Raw genomic sequence first — 17312 nt, 5'->3', positions numbered from 1 at the left:
CAAGAGAAAATGAGCACTAAAATCTGGCAAAATACCCTACAATCTTATATCCATTATTTAAAATTAGAACGGGGACTAGCAGAGAATTCAATCGAAAGTTATGAGTTGGATTTGTTGAAATTTGTTCAGTTTTTAAGCCATAGTGAAATAGAGGTAGCACCAAAAAATGTTACGCCAGCTCATGTTAATGAATTTGTTTATCAATTGTCTACGGTTTTAGCACCTACTTCACAAGCGCGTATTATCTCAGGGGTAAAGAGTTTTTTTACTTTTTTACTTGTCGATGGACAAATTGAAAAAGCTCCTACAGATCTACTAGAAATTCCCAAACTAGGCCGTAAACTACCAGAGGTCTTGGCTATGGAGGAAGTTGACGCCATGTTAGCTACATTAGATCTTTCTACAAACGAAGGGTATCGCAATAAGGTGATGATGGAACTATTGTATAGCTGTGGATTACGCGTAAGCGAATTAGTCAACCTGCGCTTGAGTGATTTGTTCTTTGAGGAAGGCTTTATCCGAGTAATAGGTAAGGGAAGCAAACATCGATTTGTTCCCATAGATCCAGATACAATGGAACTTATTACGATGTATAAGCAATCGATTAGAAATCAGATGCAGGTCAAAAAAGAAGATACGGATATTGTATTTTTAAATCGAAGAGGAGGACGGCTAACGAGAGCGATGATCTTTACTATTGTCAAGCAAGCTGCCCAAGAAGCCAATATTCAAAAGAATGTCAGCCCACATAGTTTTAGGCATTCCTTTGCAACGTATTTGCTGGAAAATGGAGCGGATATTCGAATGATACAATTGATGCTGGGACATGAATCAATTTTAACGACAGAAATCTATACGCATATTAGTAGAGAGAAGTTAAAAGGCGTAATGGATAGGTATCATCCTAGAAGTAGGCAGTGAGTTAGGTTAAGGGTTAAGAGTTGAGAGTTAAGAGTTGAGAGTTAAGAGTTAAGAGTTAAGAGTTGAGAGTTGAGAGTTAAGAGTTAAGAGTTAAGAGTTGAGAGTTAAGAGTGGTTTTTCTATAATTGAGTATTTTACAAAAATCAAAACAGCAAAATCAAAACAGCAAAAACAAAAACAAAATAAAAAAAGGCGAAAGATTATCTTTCGCCTTTTTTAGTATTATTTCGCTATGTTAATAGCTCTTGTTTCTCTAATAACGGTAATTTTCACTTGACCTGGGTAAGTCATTTCAGTTTGAATTTTTTGTGAAATATCGAAAGACAATGTAGCTGCCATTTCATCTGATACTTTTTCACTCTCCACAATTACACGTAATTCTCTACCTGCTTGAATAGCGTAAGAGTTTTTCACTCCTCCAAATTCATTGGCAATACCTTCTAAGTCTTTTAGACGTTGAATGTAAGAATCCAATACTTGTCTTCTTGCTCCAGGTCTTGCTCCAGAAATAGCATCACAAACTTGAATGATTGGTGCAATTAATGTCGTCATTTCAATTTCATCGTGGTGTGCTCCAATGGCGTTGCAAACTTCTGGTTTCTCACCAAATTTCTCTGCCCATTGCATACCCAAGATTGCGTGTGGTAATTCGCTTTCTGTTTCAGGCACTTTACCAATATCGTGAAGTAATCCTGCACGTTTCGCTAATTTCACGTTCAATCCTAATTCAGCAGCCATTAAACCACATAATTTAGCAACTTCGCGCGAGTGTTGTAATAAGTTTTGACCGTAAGACGATCTATATTTCATACGTCCAACGATTTTAATCAATTCTGGGTGTAACCCGTGAATTCCTAAATCGATAACCGTTCTTTTTCCAATTTCAATGATCTCCTCCTCAATTTGTTTGGTTGTTTTAGCAACAACTTCTTCAATACGAGCAGGGTGAATACGTCCATCTGTTACCAAACGGTGTAGCGATAATCTCGCAATCTCACGTCTTACTGGATCAAAACAAGAAAGGATAATTGCTTCTGGTGTATCATCTACAATAATTTCAACTCCAGTAGCTGCTTCAATCGCTCTAATGTTTCGCCCTTCACGACCAATAATTCTACCTTTTACATCGTCTGATTCAATGTTGAATACAGATACACAGTTTTCTACTGCCTCTTCTGTACCTACACGTTGAATCGTATTGATGATAATCTTTTTCGCCTCTTGTTGTGCAGTTAATTTCGCTTCTTCAATCGTATCTTGAATGTACGACATTGCGTCTGCTTTCGCTTCTGTTTTTAAGCTTTCAATGATTTGATTCTTTGCTTCTTCAGCAGTTAAACCAGAAATAATTTCTAATTGCTCAACCTGTGTACGGTGTAAGCGATCAACTTCTTCTTGTTTTTTCTCTATATGTTCAAGCTTAACATCGTAATCTTTGATGATTTTTTCGCTTTCTTCTGCTGCTTTCTTCGCTTTTGATAGTTCATTAGAAATCTGAGATTCTTTATCTCTCGTTCTCTTTTCTGCCTCAGCCATCTTCTTATCGCGTGCTAAAATCACTTGCTCATGCTCCGCTTTTAGCTCAATAAATTTTTCTTTTGCCTGAAGAATTTTCTCCTTTTTAATAGATTCTCCTTCCGTTTTTGCGTCGCGTATAATTGTCTTAGCTTCATTATTAGCGTTTTGTAAAACAGATGAAGCATGGTTTTTTTCTAGGTATTTTGCGATAGCAAAACCTATGCTCCCACCTACTAAAACTCCTCCAACAATAAATAGTATATCCATATGTGTTTTATAATTATATAAAAAAAAGCCCACATCAGTAGAGTTGCATAAACTCTGATTTAAACAAGTTTTGGGTTAGCTTGCTGTTCAAGGATCTGCATAAATGCAGCATGCTTTAGTAGCAATGATTCACCCATTTTAATTTGTTAGTGTTGAGTTTATCAAAACGGTTTACTAATGTGAGCAGTATCTTTTTTAGTTTTTCCTTTAAATAAGAACGTTTTATTTCGAAAGTATACGGTCTAAAGCCTCATCTAATCGAACCAAGCGATCAACAGCTTTACTGTAATTCTCAGACTTATCAATTGTTTTCTGTTCCGTCTGTGAAGCTAATTGTAAAGCACACATCGCCAGAACATCTTGCTTATCTCTTACCGCATAGCTCTCCTCAAACTGATTAATCATGATATCAATCTTCTTTGATGCTGAACGCAATGCTTCTTCCTGCGCATACGTTACCGTTAACGGATAGACGCGATCAGCTATCGATATCTTGATTTTTAGTTGTTCATTTTGACTCATAGCTAGCTTTATTTACTGAGTTGAGCGATACAGTTGTCAATCTCTCTTATCAATGAATTTATCTTGAGTTTCGTATCTTTTCTTCCTTCGTCACTGCCCAATAGTGAATTGGCTAATTGCAGAGATTCATATTTTTTATAAATATCATCTAATTGATGCTCATTTTGCTGTATTTCTTGCTGCGCCTCAATTAAATGTTGTTTAAGCGTATTGTTCTCCGCTTCCAATTGATCTAATCGCTGTACAAGTTTGGCAAACTTTACTTCCAATGCATTAATTATGTCCGTTAGTTCACTCATGTCACAAAATAAATATTCACTATTCTTTTACAAAGTTACAATTAGTATTTAGATTTTAAAATATTTTCTGTGAAAAGTTCGAGTGAATGGATAGGAAATTGTTTAATAACTAACTAATGAATGTATAATCTGTTTTTTGAATGGAAATTAGTAAGAATCATCACTTTACTTCAATAGGCAAAAAGGAGTTGTACTTCTAAAACACGATATCCCGCTTTTTTGATCGTGCTAATTGTTTACTGTGCTCTATTTTTACCTTCTTTCGATGTCCTTTGAATCTCCTTGTGTGCCCCTACGAGAAACAGGCTGTTTTGCGAACGAAACTCGGACGAAACCCAACCTTGGTTCGAACAAAATGTCCATTTATTTTTAGCGACAACTGAAGATGAATGCAGTTAATAAAACAGTTTAAGTACAAAATGAACCAATAACGGCAGCTTTGGAGAAAATAAGAAGGGGGATTTCGCATCTTGTCTAACAGAAGTCTATTATTTGCAGAAAAGGGTTCGCCAATTTTAGATTATTCTTTATTTTAGCAATAAATTATAAAATATGAAAAAGAGTTTAACTGGTTTTTTTGTTTGCTCTGCCTTGTTTGCTTTTGGACAATCTCAATCTATAGAATTTGCTAATCCCCTGAATATTCCCATTAATGCTTCTGGTAATTTTGGAGAATTAAGAGGAAGTCATTTTCATTCTGGATTGGATATTAAAACGCAACAACGCATTGGATTACCCGTTTATGCCCCTGCGGATGGATATGTTTCTCGAATCAAAGTCTCAACTTGGGGCTATGGTAAAGCCTTGTATATTGATCATCCTAATGGAATGACTACGGTGTATGGTCATTTAAACGGCTATGAAGGAGCAATTGCGAAACGCGTGTTTGATACACATTATAAACAACGCATATTTGAAATTGAAATCTTTCCAAAACGCAATGAAATCCCCGTAAAAAAAGGTGATATTATCGCTTATACTGGAAATACAGGTGGTTCTGGTGGACCTCATTTACACTACGAATTTCGCGATACAAAAACCCAAGCCATCATCAATCCTTTGAGTAAAGGAATGAAAGAGATGTTAATTGATACGGAAGCCCCAACAGTGAATGCGGTTTATGCTTATCCTATTTCCGCGGAGGCAACCATCAATAAAAATATTAGCCCCGTGCAGTTGGCTTACAAAATGCGCAATGGTGTCTTAGTAGCGGATCCTATTACAGCCAAAGGAAAAATTAGTTTCGGTATTGATATGCATGATACCGCTAATAATAATTCAAATAAGAATGGCGTTTATAAGGTGGAAACTTTTATTAATGGTACACCAAGCTTCAGCTATCAATTTGATACATTTACGTTTAGTGAAACAGGCTTTGTTAATGCACTAGTGGATTATGGACGAGTAAAACGCACCAAAGCCAAGGTGCAAAAAATGTTTGTTGAAATTCCGTATCCTTTATCTGTATTAAAAGTAGACAAAGGAAATCAAGGGATTTTAACCGTAAAACCAGGAGAGAGCTATACGTATAAAATAGTAGCTTCGGATTATCATGGCAATCAAACAACCATTGAAATTCCCGTTACGTATGCGGATGATTTTGTAGCTCGTGTGGATAGTATGGATGTCACGGAAGGTGATCGTTATGATCTTGTTTCAACGAAAGAATTTATTTTCGAAAAGGATTTCGCAAGTGTAAGTATTCCAGCCAATACGTTTTACCAAGACTTTACCTTTATCTTTAATGCTAAAGATAAAGTAGTCACCTTGCACAAAGATGTTGTAGCAGGTTTTAAAAATATGACACTGACAGTGGATATGAGTAATTTTGGATTGACAGATGCAGAATTAGAAAAAGCCTATTTGGCACAACTCGGAGCTAATGGTAGTAAGTCCTATGTAAAGACACATAAAAAAGGAAAACTATTTACGATTTACACCAAAAAACTAGGAAATTACTCCTACGGTATCGATACGACACCACCTAAGATTTATCAACCGAGTTTCAAAGAAGGAGATTGGTTGAGTAATGCGGACAGCATTTCTTTTTTGATACAAGATATAGATACGGGAATTAATACGATTGAAGGAAGTATTAACGGGAAATGGATGTTGTTGGACTACGATTATAAAACAAAAAAAATAGTACATTTATTCCGTGACGGAGTCGTGACTTCTGGGCGCAATGACGTAGTGATCAAAGTGACGGATAACATGAATAACGAAGCAACTTATACCACACATTTTTTTAGAAAATAACAGATGATACATCGATTGGGAATTACAATACTTGTTTTTTTATTGAGCGTATGCCTATATGCTCAAGAGCTTGTTGTGCTGAAGGGGACGGTCTTGGATAGCAACAACAAGAAGGGGATTCCCAATATAACAATCACGGTTTACCATGGTAAACGCATAGATGATCAAGCAGTGTTAGGGATGGTTGTTACAGATGAAAAAGGAAAATTCTCCTTGGAATTCCCTCAAGTCGACAAAGTTTATGTAGCGCTACCACGTTCATTGCAATGCCAACAAGGAAAGCAAATAGACTTTACGAATAAGAAAGTAGAATCGGTTGTTTTTGATTGTATTGCACCCTCAAAAGAAGAACGAGAAAAAACAATTCAAGTACTGAAAGAAGAACCTAAAAAACAGGAACAAGTATTAGAAAATATTACGATAGTAACACCCAAAGGAGGTTTTGAACGAGATTTATCCAGTGTGAATTTGTCGGATATTGCACCAGCAGCAGCTACAACGAATCGGTTAGAAACGGTATTAACTACATTGGCAGGAGTAAACTCCAACAATGAGTTGAGTAGTCAATATACGGTGCGTGGTGGAAGTTTTGATGAGAACTTGATCTATGTCAATGGCGTGGAGATGTATCGCCCTTTTTTAGTGCGTTCTGGTAAACAAGAAGGATTGAGCTTTATCAATCCGACCATGGTAGAAGATATTTCATTTTCAGCAGGTGGATTTAAAGCGAGATATGGCGATAAAATGTCTTCAGTTTTGGATATTACTTATCGCAAGCCCAAGGAAAATAAAGCCTATCTACAAGCGAGTTTTTTGGGAGCAGGAGCAACGGTAGATTTAGTTTCTAAGGATAAGTCCTTAACCGCTATGCTGGGCATGCGTTATCACAACAATCGCTTGCTGATGAATCGAAACGATGATGATGGCTACTATAAGCCTTATTTTATGGATGCACAAACGGTAGTGAATTATACAGTAAACGACCATTGGAATTTTAGCTTTTTAGGGAATATTACCGGAAATCACTATAAATATGAACCCAATCGAGCAGATGTGTCTTTTGGAGCTTATAATAACGTGTCTAATGTGACGGTGTTGTATGACGGAAAAGAGGAGGATAAATACAGTTCCTTGTTTGGTGCTTTTACATCAACTTATGCTTGGGATACAAATAACAAATTAGAAGCAATTATTTCCGCTTATCACACCCAAGAAAAAGAGTATTACGATATAGAAGCTTCTTATTTATTAATTGATCAACAAGAAAATGATTCGGATCCTCTTTTTGGATCAGATATTGAACGACCTGCCCCAATCAGGAAAGGAGTAGCTTCTCAGTTTTCTCATGCTCGAAATAATTATGATGCCTTAGCGGTAAGTGCAGAAGTAAAAGGAAAACATCTAATACAAGACGGCGACGCTTCGTTGCATTGGGGAGTGAAATATACCAGAGAAAATATCAAAGATCGCTTGTCTGAATGGGAGTTAATGGATTCCTTGGGCTATGTTTTGCCGAATATACATCCGTATGCAACGCTTCATACACAGCATAACGTGGATATCAATCGATTCATGGCGTATGGAGAATGGAATAAAGCGCTGTATACAGACAAGGCCAAAATTACGCTGAATGCGGGTGCTCGTATGCAATGGTGGAAGATGTCTGAAAGTGAGAAAGGAAAAGTAGTGGTGAGTCCAAGAGCCCAAATCGCTTTTGAACCTAGTAACTGGGAGAAAGAGATGCTGTTTACACTAGCCATGGGATTATATCAACAGCCACCCTCATATCGAGAGTACCGAGGATTTGATGGAGAATTAAATCCAGATTTAAAAGCACAAAAAGCTTGGGTTGTTGTTTTAGGGCATAATTATCAATTTAAATTGTGGGAAAGAAATTTCCGCATGCAATCGGAAGTGTATTATAAAAATATACAAGACGCTAATATTTATACGTTAGATAATGTGCGTATGCGCTATGTAGCTAACAACGATGCGAAAGCGTATGTATATGGTGCAGATGTGCGTTTGTACGGAGAGTTTATTAATGGTACGGAATCTTGGGTGAGTGTTGGTTATATGAAAACAGAAGAAAATTACCAAAATAAAGGATATATCGCAAGACCAACCGATCAACGACTGAAGTTTGGCTTGTTGTTCCAAGATTATGTTCCTTCTATTCCCAATCTGAGGTTGTACCTGAATGCGGTATATAATACAGGATTACCTGGAGGTTCACCAGCTTATGTTGATCCTTATTTATACCAAGGTAGATTACGCGATTACAAACGAGCAGATATTGGTTTCAATTATGTATTCAAAGACAAAACCATTGGTCAAGATAGTCGTTGGTTACAGGGAATTGATCATTTACAAGTGGGAATAGAGGTGTATAACGTATTTAATTTTGACAATGCAATTACCAATACCTGGATTAGAGATCTCAGCAGTAATAAAGAGTATGCTATACCAAATTATATGACCAATCGAACATTCAATATTAAAGTCGCTCTAACGTTTTAATTTTTTCGCAGAGCATTTGTAAAAAACGTATCTTTGAATCATCAATAGTGAAAAGAATGAAAACAAAAGTAGGTTTAATAGTAAGTGTTTTTTCCGCTGTGTTGTTTTTTTCTTGTAAAGGACAAGAGGAAAAGCCAAAAGTAATCTATAAGGATGAGGTAGAAACACCAGAACAACAAGAAGCAGTTAAAGAAAAAACAGAAGATATCAGAATTGCTGATTTACCTTTGGTTGTCGGTAGTTCTTCCTATTTAATTCACCCCGTTGGAGAAGTAAGAGTATATGCTAGTCCAAGTAAGTACGGAACGAGTAAGGTAAATCAATTTTCGTATACTGTTTCCAATTACGTTCCATTTGAAATTACAGGGTATTTAGAAAACCTGATGTTTCAACATAAAGACTCCTTGGAGATTAGACCCTTGACAAACAAGAAAATCCAAATTCAATCAGTGGTGTATTTGAATACCATCGCAGAAAAATTGAAAAAAAATATCTTGGTCTATAATGTTTTTGATGCAGATACCAATCGTGATGGTAAAATTGATTCTAATGATATCAAAACGTTGTACATCAGTAAGAGTAGTGGGAAAGAGTTCAAGAAATTAAGCCCTTACTTACAAGAACTATTAGATTGGACCGTAATTGATGTGCAAAATCGATTGTATTTTAGAACGATTGAAGACATTAATAAAAATGGAGCTTTTGACAAAAATGACAACGTCAATTATTTTTACATTGATTTGACAGATCCTACCTGGGAAGTTAAAAGTTACGATCCGTTGAATATAGTAAGCGTAGAAGAAACAACAGAGACACCTCCTACAGAAGAAGTATTGTAAAAAAATAAATAAATATTATGCCCCCAAGATGCTTAAGTATCTTGGGGGCATTTTTTATACGGTATACGGAAGAAATCTCTGAGGCTATCCTTTGATATGAAAAAGGAAAGTAAGAAGCTGTAATCAAAGGAAATGAGCTTGTTAAGGAGAGATAGGCCTAAAGGAATACGAACATAAAAGCGTAAAAAGGGTTGTAGCGTTTCAAATCGGTTTGTAACTCAATTAAAGGATAATATTCTCATTAAGTGAATATTGTAAAAAATAAAACTCTTTCAAGTAGTAAAGTCGCTAAATGGATAAGAAAATTAAATGAAATTAAAATTAATGAAACTATATTGTTTTTAACTTTTAATCGCGCTTCTGTTTTTATTTTAAACATAAAAATAAATTATTCTCTTTTTATTGTGTGTGTTTTTGATTTATTTCTTGTCATTTTTTGTGTTTTTGTGTGTGAAATAAAATAATAATGTGACTTTTTTTACACTTTGTAGTCTTAGATGTATACGAAATGAGATTTTAGTATTGGAATAACTAGTCTAGCCTTTTTTTCTGGAGGAAAGAGCGAAAAAAAAGAGGGAAGTAAGAGGGTAGCTAGAAGGAAATATACAGTTAATCGCGTAAACAGTTGTATTTATTGTATTAAATGGATATAAATTAATATGATAATATGAATTATTTGATGAAATTGTTTAATGACTTTGGGTGTTTTGTCTTGAGAAATTAACTATTATAAAAGGTAAAATGCGAATAGGTGCAGATTGTGTAAATCTCATTTTGTAATGTTAAAATATATGTTAATCTAAAAAATAAATAATAATTTTGTCACGCTTTAAACGAAAGTAAAAAAAGTAGTAATAGGCGAACATCTATTATCTTAAGTCCCCACTTAATAGAGAATCGTGCCTGTATTGCTATGCAGTATTGTCACGACGCAATATGTGAGGGTAGAGGTATTAATATTAATACATCATCACCACTAACATTATGAAACTAATTAAAACATTCGATGGTTCTTTAAGAGGCCATTTTAACTTCGAGAGCATTGTTAAAAGTATTTTAGCAATATCTCTTATTCAGCTGGTTGTGATTTGCTTAGGTGTAAATCTAAACTTTATTCATTTAGCTATTCCGCTATTGTATTTCTTTACAAGAAAAACGGCAAGCCATGTAGAACCGTCAGCCGGTGAATTCGTGCTGCATTTTAGCGTGGTTATTCTCGTGATTTTATTGCCGAGTTTATTCCCGTTTAAATACATCGGATCGCTAATCTTTGCTTATGTATTAACATACTTGATGTTGATATATAAAGAAGTAAAGACCATCAAACCTTCTTCAGCAAATCAGAGTATTTTAGGGTTTATCGGTTTTTTCTGCAATTACATGATTGCGTGTTTAATTGCTAAAACAATTTTCTTTTTGGTTACTTATATCTATGCTGATTTTGGTGTGGAATATGTATTCTTTCAAACGGGATTATCGGTTTTAGTTTTGTTGTTTAGTTTATTGAGTTTAGTAAACATCAATGGAGCGAATAAAACAATTCTAGATCAAGTGCCTGCTTTTATGGTTAATAAAGCAGATATCCAATCCTATAGCTATGTAGTGGAAGATAAAGAAAGAACAATTGTTGATTTCTTCGAAACAAGTGACGAATTCCTGGCTAATTCATTCTCTTTAGAAGATTTAGCTGATGCAGTTGGATTGAGCAAGCAAGAAGTTTCAACCGTGATTAATCACCAATTAAACTCTTCTTTCTATCATATGGTTGCGCAATATAGAATCTTACATGCAAAAGAACTTTTGCAAGAGCGCAATAATTTGACCATTGAAGCCATTGTTGAAGAATGTGGTTTTAGCTCAAAATCAACCTTTAATAAATATTTCAAACTTTTTGTTGGAAAAACACCATCGGTATATCGCAGTCAAATAGCTTAGTATTATTAGTATGGAATTTTATTTCAACTTAATTGTATTAACAGCAACAATTATCTTTGGCAGTATTTCATTTATTGTCAATCGAACTTTGACGACAACGACAAAAACGCAAAAAATACTTCATGTTTTTTTGCTGTTTTTTGTTCTGCATATTGTTACAATCCTCTGTTTGAGATTGGCAGTACCAGATGATAGGTTTCTGAGTTTAGGATTGCCGTTAAATACAGCGTATGCACCTACATTTTATTGTTGCTTGGTTTTGCTTTCTGAAGAAGTGAAGAAAACAGGGCATGTACAACGGTATCCCTTTTTTATCTTGCATTTTATCCCGACGATTATTTTACTCGCCTTTTATGGGTTCTTTTTGAGTAAAGAAGTCGATATGAATGATCAGGAAGCCTATGGGTATTTAATTGTACTTTATTCAGTTGAGGTATTGCAATATGTAGGGTATGCTTTTACAGGTTATTTCAAGATTAATAAGTTGATGCTGAATAATAGCGTCCGTCTATTGATTCTCCGCGTTATGTGGATCATGATTTTTATGGCCTTAGTTTCATTAGGTGTTGTTTTTTATAATAACGTCTTGTATTACGACTTATCTGTTACTTATCTCGCTTTATTGTGTTTCTCTGTGGTGATTTTTAATTACTATATGGTGAGGTTGAAATACGTTAAAGTTGTACCTGTATCAGAAGCTGAATTAAGCGATGAATCCACAGGTGATGATCAAGCGCTGTTGAAATATGAAAAATCAAAATTAGCAGAAGACGTTTTACTTGCTTATAAGGTGAAAGTAGAACAAGTATTAGAAGATAAAAAGTCGTATCTCAAACTCAGTTTTACGTTGGACGACCTGGAGCGCGAAAGTAAAATTGCCAAGCACCATTTATCGCAGTTCTTTTCAACCATGTATGGCATGAATTTTAATGCGTATGTCAATAAATTACGTGTTGAATATGCAAAGGAATTACTTGAGAAAAGAAATTTCGATATCTCTGTTTCCGAGCTAGGGGATGAGTGTGGGTTTAATTCCCGTACTTCTTTTTTTAGAGCATTTAAAAAGTATGAAGGGGTATCGCCTTCTGAGTATATTACAAATGTTCTAGAGAATCGATAAAACGATTTATTTTTTGCTTTTCTGTTTCTTTGTTTTTTATAACTAAAGATAATTTGACTTTGCTTATAAAAAAGCAAAAAGACAACTGTACGCCTTTACAAAAACAAAAAAACACCCTCCACAAGTACTCAACTTCATTTCTCCTCACTATTTCATTTGCATATAAAAAGAGTTGTTTATATTTGTATTAGCATTGAAGATTTCAATTGATAATAGAAAAATAATTTACAAGCGTAGTAAAGTAAAAAAATAGAAAGAATGATTATACAACCTAGAACTCGTGGATTTATCTGCTTAACGTCTCATCCTGAAGGATGTGCAGCGCATGTTAAACAACAAATAGCCTATGTTCAATCGAAAGGAAAAATAGCGAATGGACCTAAAAAAGTACTTGTAATTGGTGCTTCTACTGGTTTTGGATTGGCATCACGTATAGCTACAGCTTTTGGTTCTGACGCAGCTACTATAGGTGTGTTTTTCGAAAAGTCAGCTACAGAAGGCCGTCCAGCAACTGCAGGTTGGTATAATTCAGCAGCATTTGAACAAGAAGCTGCAAAAGCAGGTTTGTATGCAAAAAGCATCAATGGTGATGCATACTCGGATGAGATTAAAAAACAAACAATCGAATTGATCAAACAAGATTTAGGTCAAGTAGATTTAGTGGTATATAGTTTAGCTTCACCTAGACGTACACACCCAAAAACAGGAGTAGCTTATGCTTCAGTTTTAAAGCCAATCAATGAACCTTTCTCTAATAAGACCGTTGATTTCCATACAGGTGTAGTATCTAATATTACAATTGATCCTGTAACAGAACAAAGCGATATTGATAATACAATCGCAGTAATGGGAGGAGAAGATTGGAAATTTTGGATGGAAGACTTAAAAGCAGCAGGTGTTTTAGCAGATGGCGTAAAAACAGTAGCGTATTCTTACATCGGGCCTGAGTTAACTTACCCTATTTATAGAAACGGAACAATTGGTATGGCTAAAAATGATTTAGAAGCAACTGTTCCTACAATCAATAATTTGTTAGCAGATTTACACGGAGTATCGTATGTATCTGTAAACAAAGCGTTAGTAACGCAATCAAGTTCAGCAATTCCTGTAGTGCCTTTATATATCTCTTTATTGTACAAAGTGATGAAAGAGAAAAATATTCACGAAGGATGTATTGAGCAAATGTACCGCTTATTTGACGATCGTTTATATGCAGCTAAACCAAATAGGGTTAGATACTGAAGGAAGAATCAGAGTAGACGACTGGGAAATGAGAGAAGATGTTCAAGCAGAAGTAGCTAAACTTTGGGAGCAAATCAACTCAGAGAATATCAATGAGATTTCAGATTTAGAAGGATACAGAAAAGACTTCTTTAATTTATTTGGATTTGAATTCGACGATGTAGATTACAATGTTGAAACCAATGAATTAGTTGATGTACCAAGTATCAAATAAGAAAATAGAAGAATGAAAAAAAGTCGATGGAATTCCATCGACTTTTTTTTTAGGATATAGATAATGAGGTTTGTTTTTTGTGAGGTTTGTTTTTTGTGAGATTCATCGATTAAAGAGAAATGTTGCATAAAAGCGCAAAATACCTTTACAAAAGACAATTTAGCCCCAACGTAAGTCAAATAAAGAGCGTCAAATGTTTGAAAAGGCTGTAAAAATAAAAGGTGTTTGAGCGTAGCGAGTTCTTTTATTTTCAGCCTTGAAAACTAATTTGACCTTTATTTGGGTTAGTTGAAGGGGTTTTTGTTTCTTTTTTACCCTTTAAAAAAGAAAGGGGTGCTCTTTGTGAAGTTTGTGAAATCGTAGGTTGTTTTTTTGCTTTTTTGTGAAGTTGTGAGATTTATCGATTAAAGAAGAATGTTGCACAAAAGCGTAAAATACCTTTACAAAAGACAATTTAGCCCCAACGTAAGTCAAATAAAGAGCGTCAAATGTTTAAAAAGGCTGTAAAAATAAAAGGTGTTTGAGCGTAGCGAGTTCTTTTATTTTCAGCCTTGAAAACTAATTTGACCTTTATTTGGGTTAGTTGAAGGGGTTTTTGTTTCTTTTTTACCCTTTAAAAAAGAAAGGGGTGCTTTTTGTGAGGTTTGTGAAATCGTAGGTTGTTTTTTTGCTTTTTCGTGAAGTTGTGAGATTTATCGATTAAAGAAGAATGTTGCATAAAAGCGCAAAATACCTTTACAAAAGACAATTTAGCCCCAACGTAAGTCAAATAAAGAGCGTCAAATGTTTGAAAAGGCTGTAAAAATAAAAGGTGTTTGAGCGTAGCGAGTTCTTTTATTTTCAGCCTTAAAAACTAATTTGACCTTTATTTGGGTTAGTTGAAGGGGTTTTTGTTTCTTTTTTACCCTTTAAAAAAGAAAGGGGGTGTTCTTTGTGAAGTTTGTGAAGTTGTAGGTTGCTTTTTTGCTTTTTCGTGAAATCGTAGGATTTATCGATTAAAGAAGGTATCCTGTTTTAATCGAAAATTTACTTCTCTCCCTTTTCTCATTTTTTCTCTCCAATTGCTTTGGGAATTTTGCTCACCGTCTCATCGCCTCATCATCTCATCGCCTCATCATCTCACCACCACACCCTCTCATCGTCTCACCCCAAATATTTCTCTTGTAAATCCTGAACTACCTCTTGAATTTGTTGAGACAGTGTTTGTATGTATTGCGCTAGATCATCTTTTGTTTGGAACTCAATGGTTTTATCTTCTAGTTTCTCTAGGGCAGGTACAAGATGATTGATTTGTAACTGTTTGAACATCGGTAACATTTTATGTGCGATATTGCTGATGGTATCATAATCGAAATCATCTTTTGCGTAATTCAAATCGAGTACATTCTCTTGTGTACTATCCACAAAAATGACAACAAATTTGCGTAAAGCAGCACTATCTTCTCCAATAAATTGCTTGATTTGGTTGATGTCATACAAATGTGCAGGTTTTTCATCCGAAAGCACCGTATTCGATGTGGTATCCCATTCAATGGTATGATCAGGATGCAAGAGTTGAGTGATAAGTGTCAATAGCTCCTGCAGCTGAATCGGTTTTTGATGTGCGGAAGTAAATCCAGCACTGGTGAAATCCTCTAACGTAAGGTCGCGTTTACCAGATAGCGCGATGATAGGAATCTCGCGGTATTTTGGATTGGCACGTACAAGCTGAATCATTTCAAAACCATCCATTTTTGGCATTTGAATATCACTCAGAATAACATCATAACTACCCTGCTCTAAAATCGTTTCGATTTCAGACGAATCGTTGAGAATTTCAATATGTTTGAAGAGAGGAGAGAGGAGCTCTTCCATCAATTGGAGCTGAATTTTATCATCATCCACAACGAGGATTTTATTTTGATTCAATACAGTAAAGAGTTCTTTGTACTGGTGTACAGTTGTATGCGTATTGACTTGTACATCCGCTTCCTCCAAAGGCAAAGTCAATGTAAAAATCGACCCTTCACCTAGGATGCTCTCTACCATTATTTCTCCTGCTAATAAGCCAACCATACGCTTGGATATATTAAGTCCTAGTCCTGTACCGCCAAAGCGTTTTTCAATCCCTTCATTCGCTTGGCTAAATTCTTTGAAAATATTCTCAATTTGATTTTGTTCAATACCAATACCCGTATCAATCACTTTAATTTGCAATTGATCGCCTAGTTTAATTGCTTCCACAAATACACCCCCTTTTTGGGTGAACTTCAGGGCATTTGTAATTAAATTAGTTACAATTTGCTTCAGGCGATACGGATCAGATATAAACGTATTGTTTAATGCCTGATCTGCCGTCCATTTTAATTTGATTTTTTTATTATCCGCATTGGGAACCAAAGGAGCACAGATACTCTCTAGTAATTCTTTTGGATTGAATGCTTTTTCTTGAATACTGATTTTATTGTTTTCTAACTTAGAGAAATCAGTTAAATCATTAATTAGATTTGCAATATACTGCGTTGAACTCTGTATGTTGTTGAGGTACTGTCTCTGTTTGGAAGTCAATTCCGTTGATTCCAGTAAATTGGAAAATCCAATTAAGCTACCTAGAGGAGTTTGTAAATCATGGGTTACTGTTGCAAATAGCATGGTCTTACTACGCAATAATACCTCTCTTTCTTTGTTGAGTTGTTCTAATTTTAAACGATATTCCTGTGTTTGGTTGATATCCTTAATGATAATCCAACCTAAAATGATAATAACAAATAAGGCTGATCCTCCAATATAGGCAATATTGGTAGAAGCTGTACTAATACGTGCCTTTGACTCATTGATATTCTGATACGAAAGGGTGAGTAAGTTTTGCTCGATACTCTCGAGAATCTTACGCAATTCATTCGTAATGTTTCTATTTTCTATAACTAATTTTTGCTCCTCCTTTAATAAGGTAGCCTGTTGTTGATTGACCTTTTCCTGCGCTTTGAGGATGATGGTTTCCATAGCAGTAATTAAGGAATCAGTAACGTTCGGATAATTGATGGTTTTGGTAATTGTATCCGTATGATCTCCTTTAAATAATCGCGCCCAACCACTGCGTCTTTCTTTTTCTTTGGACTGGATAACGATGGGTTGTATTTTGCGCTCAATCTCATCGCGTATGTCGTAAATCTTATCAATGGCTTCGCTGTAATCTCGGTCCTCATTAATCTCTTTTCTCGCCTTGATGATGTTGTTGAAGCTGACTTTTTTCTTCTTTAATAAATCTTGTACTAAATCAATTTTCTGGTGAATCGCTTGATCCGTTGTTGTTAGTTTGATTCGGTCAATCTGATTTACCAATGTGTCTAAATGGGAATAATAACTTTGGATGTCTTTATTGTTTCCGGTGACGATGGCATTTCTGCTGTATATCTCCGAAGAATACAGGTTGTTTAGCGTACTACTAACAAGAAATATCTTATTGTTTTCCTTTACCACTTGTTCTTCTGGTAAGGTGAATTTTTTAGCCTCTTTATAGATGTAAAAACCCGAAAAGAAAACAGCTCCAAGTAGAATAATATACAAGAATATGATTTTGATCTTTATCGATTTTGAGGGTTTCATGTTGCGTCTCGTTAGAATTGAACTACAAATGTACAAAATGTTGTGTTTCGTTTTTTGGATTTTGTAAATCA

At 35.1% G+C, this 17312-nt stretch carries 10 protein-coding genes, 1 other RNA gene and 1 pseudogene; 7 read left to right on the top strand and 5 right to left on the bottom strand.

Annotation, left to right across the window (positions count from 1 at the left end; genetic code table 11):
• Positions 1–9: 9 nt before the first annotated feature.
• Positions 10–921: a site-specific tyrosine recombinase XerD gene (gene xerD / locus M2306_RS09580; RefSeq protein WP_259190620.1), complete on the top strand. Its 912-nt coding sequence runs from the start codon at positions 10–12 to the stop codon at positions 919–921.
• Between the two features lie 222 nt (positions 922–1143).
• On the opposite strand, the gene rny is transcribed toward xerD, so the two are convergent.
• The 4 genes from rny to M2306_RS09560 form a co-directional block, all read right to left on the bottom strand.
• Entirely contained in the window at positions 1144–2706 is a 1563-nt protein-coding gene (rny, locus tag M2306_RS09575) for a ribonuclease Y (protein ID WP_002990884.1), read from the bottom strand.
• 49 nt (positions 2707–2755) lie between these two features.
• Positions 2756–2864, bottom strand: a non-coding RNA gene (ssrS, locus tag M2306_RS09570) — 6S RNA.
• 64 nt (positions 2865–2928) lie between these two features.
• A complete protein-coding gene (locus M2306_RS09565; protein ID WP_115089666.1) occupies positions 2929–3228 on the bottom strand; it encodes a cell division protein ZapA in 300 nt (99 codons plus the stop codon).
• 8 nt (positions 3229–3236) lie between these two features.
• Positions 3237–3527, bottom strand: coding sequence for a coiled-coil domain-containing protein (locus M2306_RS09560; RefSeq protein ID WP_002990888.1), 291 nt, complete (start codon positions 3525–3527; stop codon positions 3237–3239).
• Between the two features lie 552 nt (positions 3528–4079).
• Here M2306_RS09560 and M2306_RS09555 point away from each other — a divergent pair.
• The 6 genes and pseudogenes from M2306_RS09555 (at position 4080) to fabV (ending at position 13656) form a co-directional block, all read left to right on the top strand.
• Positions 4080–5786 carry a M23 family metallopeptidase gene (locus M2306_RS09555; RefSeq protein WP_259190626.1) on the top strand — a complete coding sequence of 569 codons (1707 nt, stop codon included), beginning with the start codon at positions 4080–4082 and terminating at the stop codon, positions 5784–5786.
• Between the two features lie 3 nt (positions 5787–5789).
• On the top strand, positions 5790–8306 hold the full coding sequence (locus M2306_RS09550; RefSeq protein ID WP_259190627.1) for a TonB-dependent receptor: 2517 nt from the start codon (positions 5790–5792) through the stop codon (positions 8304–8306).
• Between the two features lie 56 nt (positions 8307–8362).
• Positions 8363–9145: a hypothetical protein gene (locus tag M2306_RS09545; RefSeq protein WP_002990899.1), complete on the top strand. Its 783-nt coding sequence runs from the start codon at positions 8363–8365 to the stop codon at positions 9143–9145.
• Positions 9146–10129: 984 nt separating this feature from the next.
• Entirely contained in the window at positions 10130–11080 is a 951-nt protein-coding gene (locus M2306_RS09540; protein WP_259190628.1) for a helix-turn-helix domain-containing protein, read from the top strand.
• 10 nt (positions 11081–11090) lie between these two features.
• Complete coding sequence (locus tag M2306_RS09535) at positions 11091–12200, top strand: helix-turn-helix domain-containing protein (RefSeq protein ID WP_259190629.1); 1110 nt, start codon at positions 11091–11093, stop codon at positions 12198–12200.
• 258 nt (positions 12201–12458) lie between these two features.
• Positions 12459–13656: pseudogene (gene fabV, locus M2306_RS09530) on the top strand (enoyl-ACP reductase FabV).
• Positions 13657–14799: 1143 nt separating this feature from the next.
• Here the strand turns inward: fabV and M2306_RS09525 are convergent.
• Positions 14800–17241, bottom strand: coding sequence for a hybrid sensor histidine kinase/response regulator (locus tag M2306_RS09525; protein ID WP_259190631.1), 2442 nt, complete (start codon positions 17239–17241; stop codon positions 14800–14802).
• Positions 17242–17312: the final 71 nt, after the last annotated feature.

The organism is Myroides gitamensis (assembly GCF_029894455.1).
Lineage (GTDB): Bacteria > Bacteroidota > Bacteroidia > Flavobacteriales > Flavobacteriaceae > Flavobacterium > Flavobacterium odoratum.
This window is presented reverse-complemented; position numbering and strand designations above follow the sequence as displayed.

Coding starts and splice junctions, on each gene's coding strand:
- xerD (WP_259190620.1), top strand. CDS start 10: ATGAGCACTAAAATCTGGCAAAATACCCTACAATCTTATATCCATTAT.
- rny (WP_002990884.1), bottom strand. CDS start 2,706: ATGGATATACTATTTATTGTTGGAGGAGTTTTAGTAGGTGGGAGCATA.
- M2306_RS09565 (WP_115089666.1), bottom strand. CDS start 3,228: ATGAGTCAAAATGAACAACTAAAAATCAAGATATCGATAGCTGATCGC.
- M2306_RS09560 (WP_002990888.1), bottom strand. CDS start 3,527: ATGAGTGAACTAACGGACATAATTAATGCATTGGAAGTAAAGTTTGCC.
- M2306_RS09555 (WP_259190626.1), top strand. CDS start 4,080: ATGAAAAAGAGTTTAACTGGTTTTTTTGTTTGCTCTGCCTTGTTTGCT.
- M2306_RS09550 (WP_259190627.1), top strand. CDS start 5,790: ATGATACATCGATTGGGAATTACAATACTTGTTTTTTTATTGAGCGTA.
- M2306_RS09545 (WP_002990899.1), top strand. CDS start 8,363: ATGAAAACAAAAGTAGGTTTAATAGTAAGTGTTTTTTCCGCTGTGTTG.
- M2306_RS09540 (WP_259190628.1), top strand. CDS start 10,130: ATGAAACTAATTAAAACATTCGATGGTTCTTTAAGAGGCCATTTTAAC.
- M2306_RS09535 (WP_259190629.1), top strand. CDS start 11,091: ATGGAATTTTATTTCAACTTAATTGTATTAACAGCAACAATTATCTTT.
- M2306_RS09525 (WP_259190631.1), bottom strand. CDS start 17,241: ATGAAACCCTCAAAATCGATAAAGATCAAAATCATATTCTTGTATATT.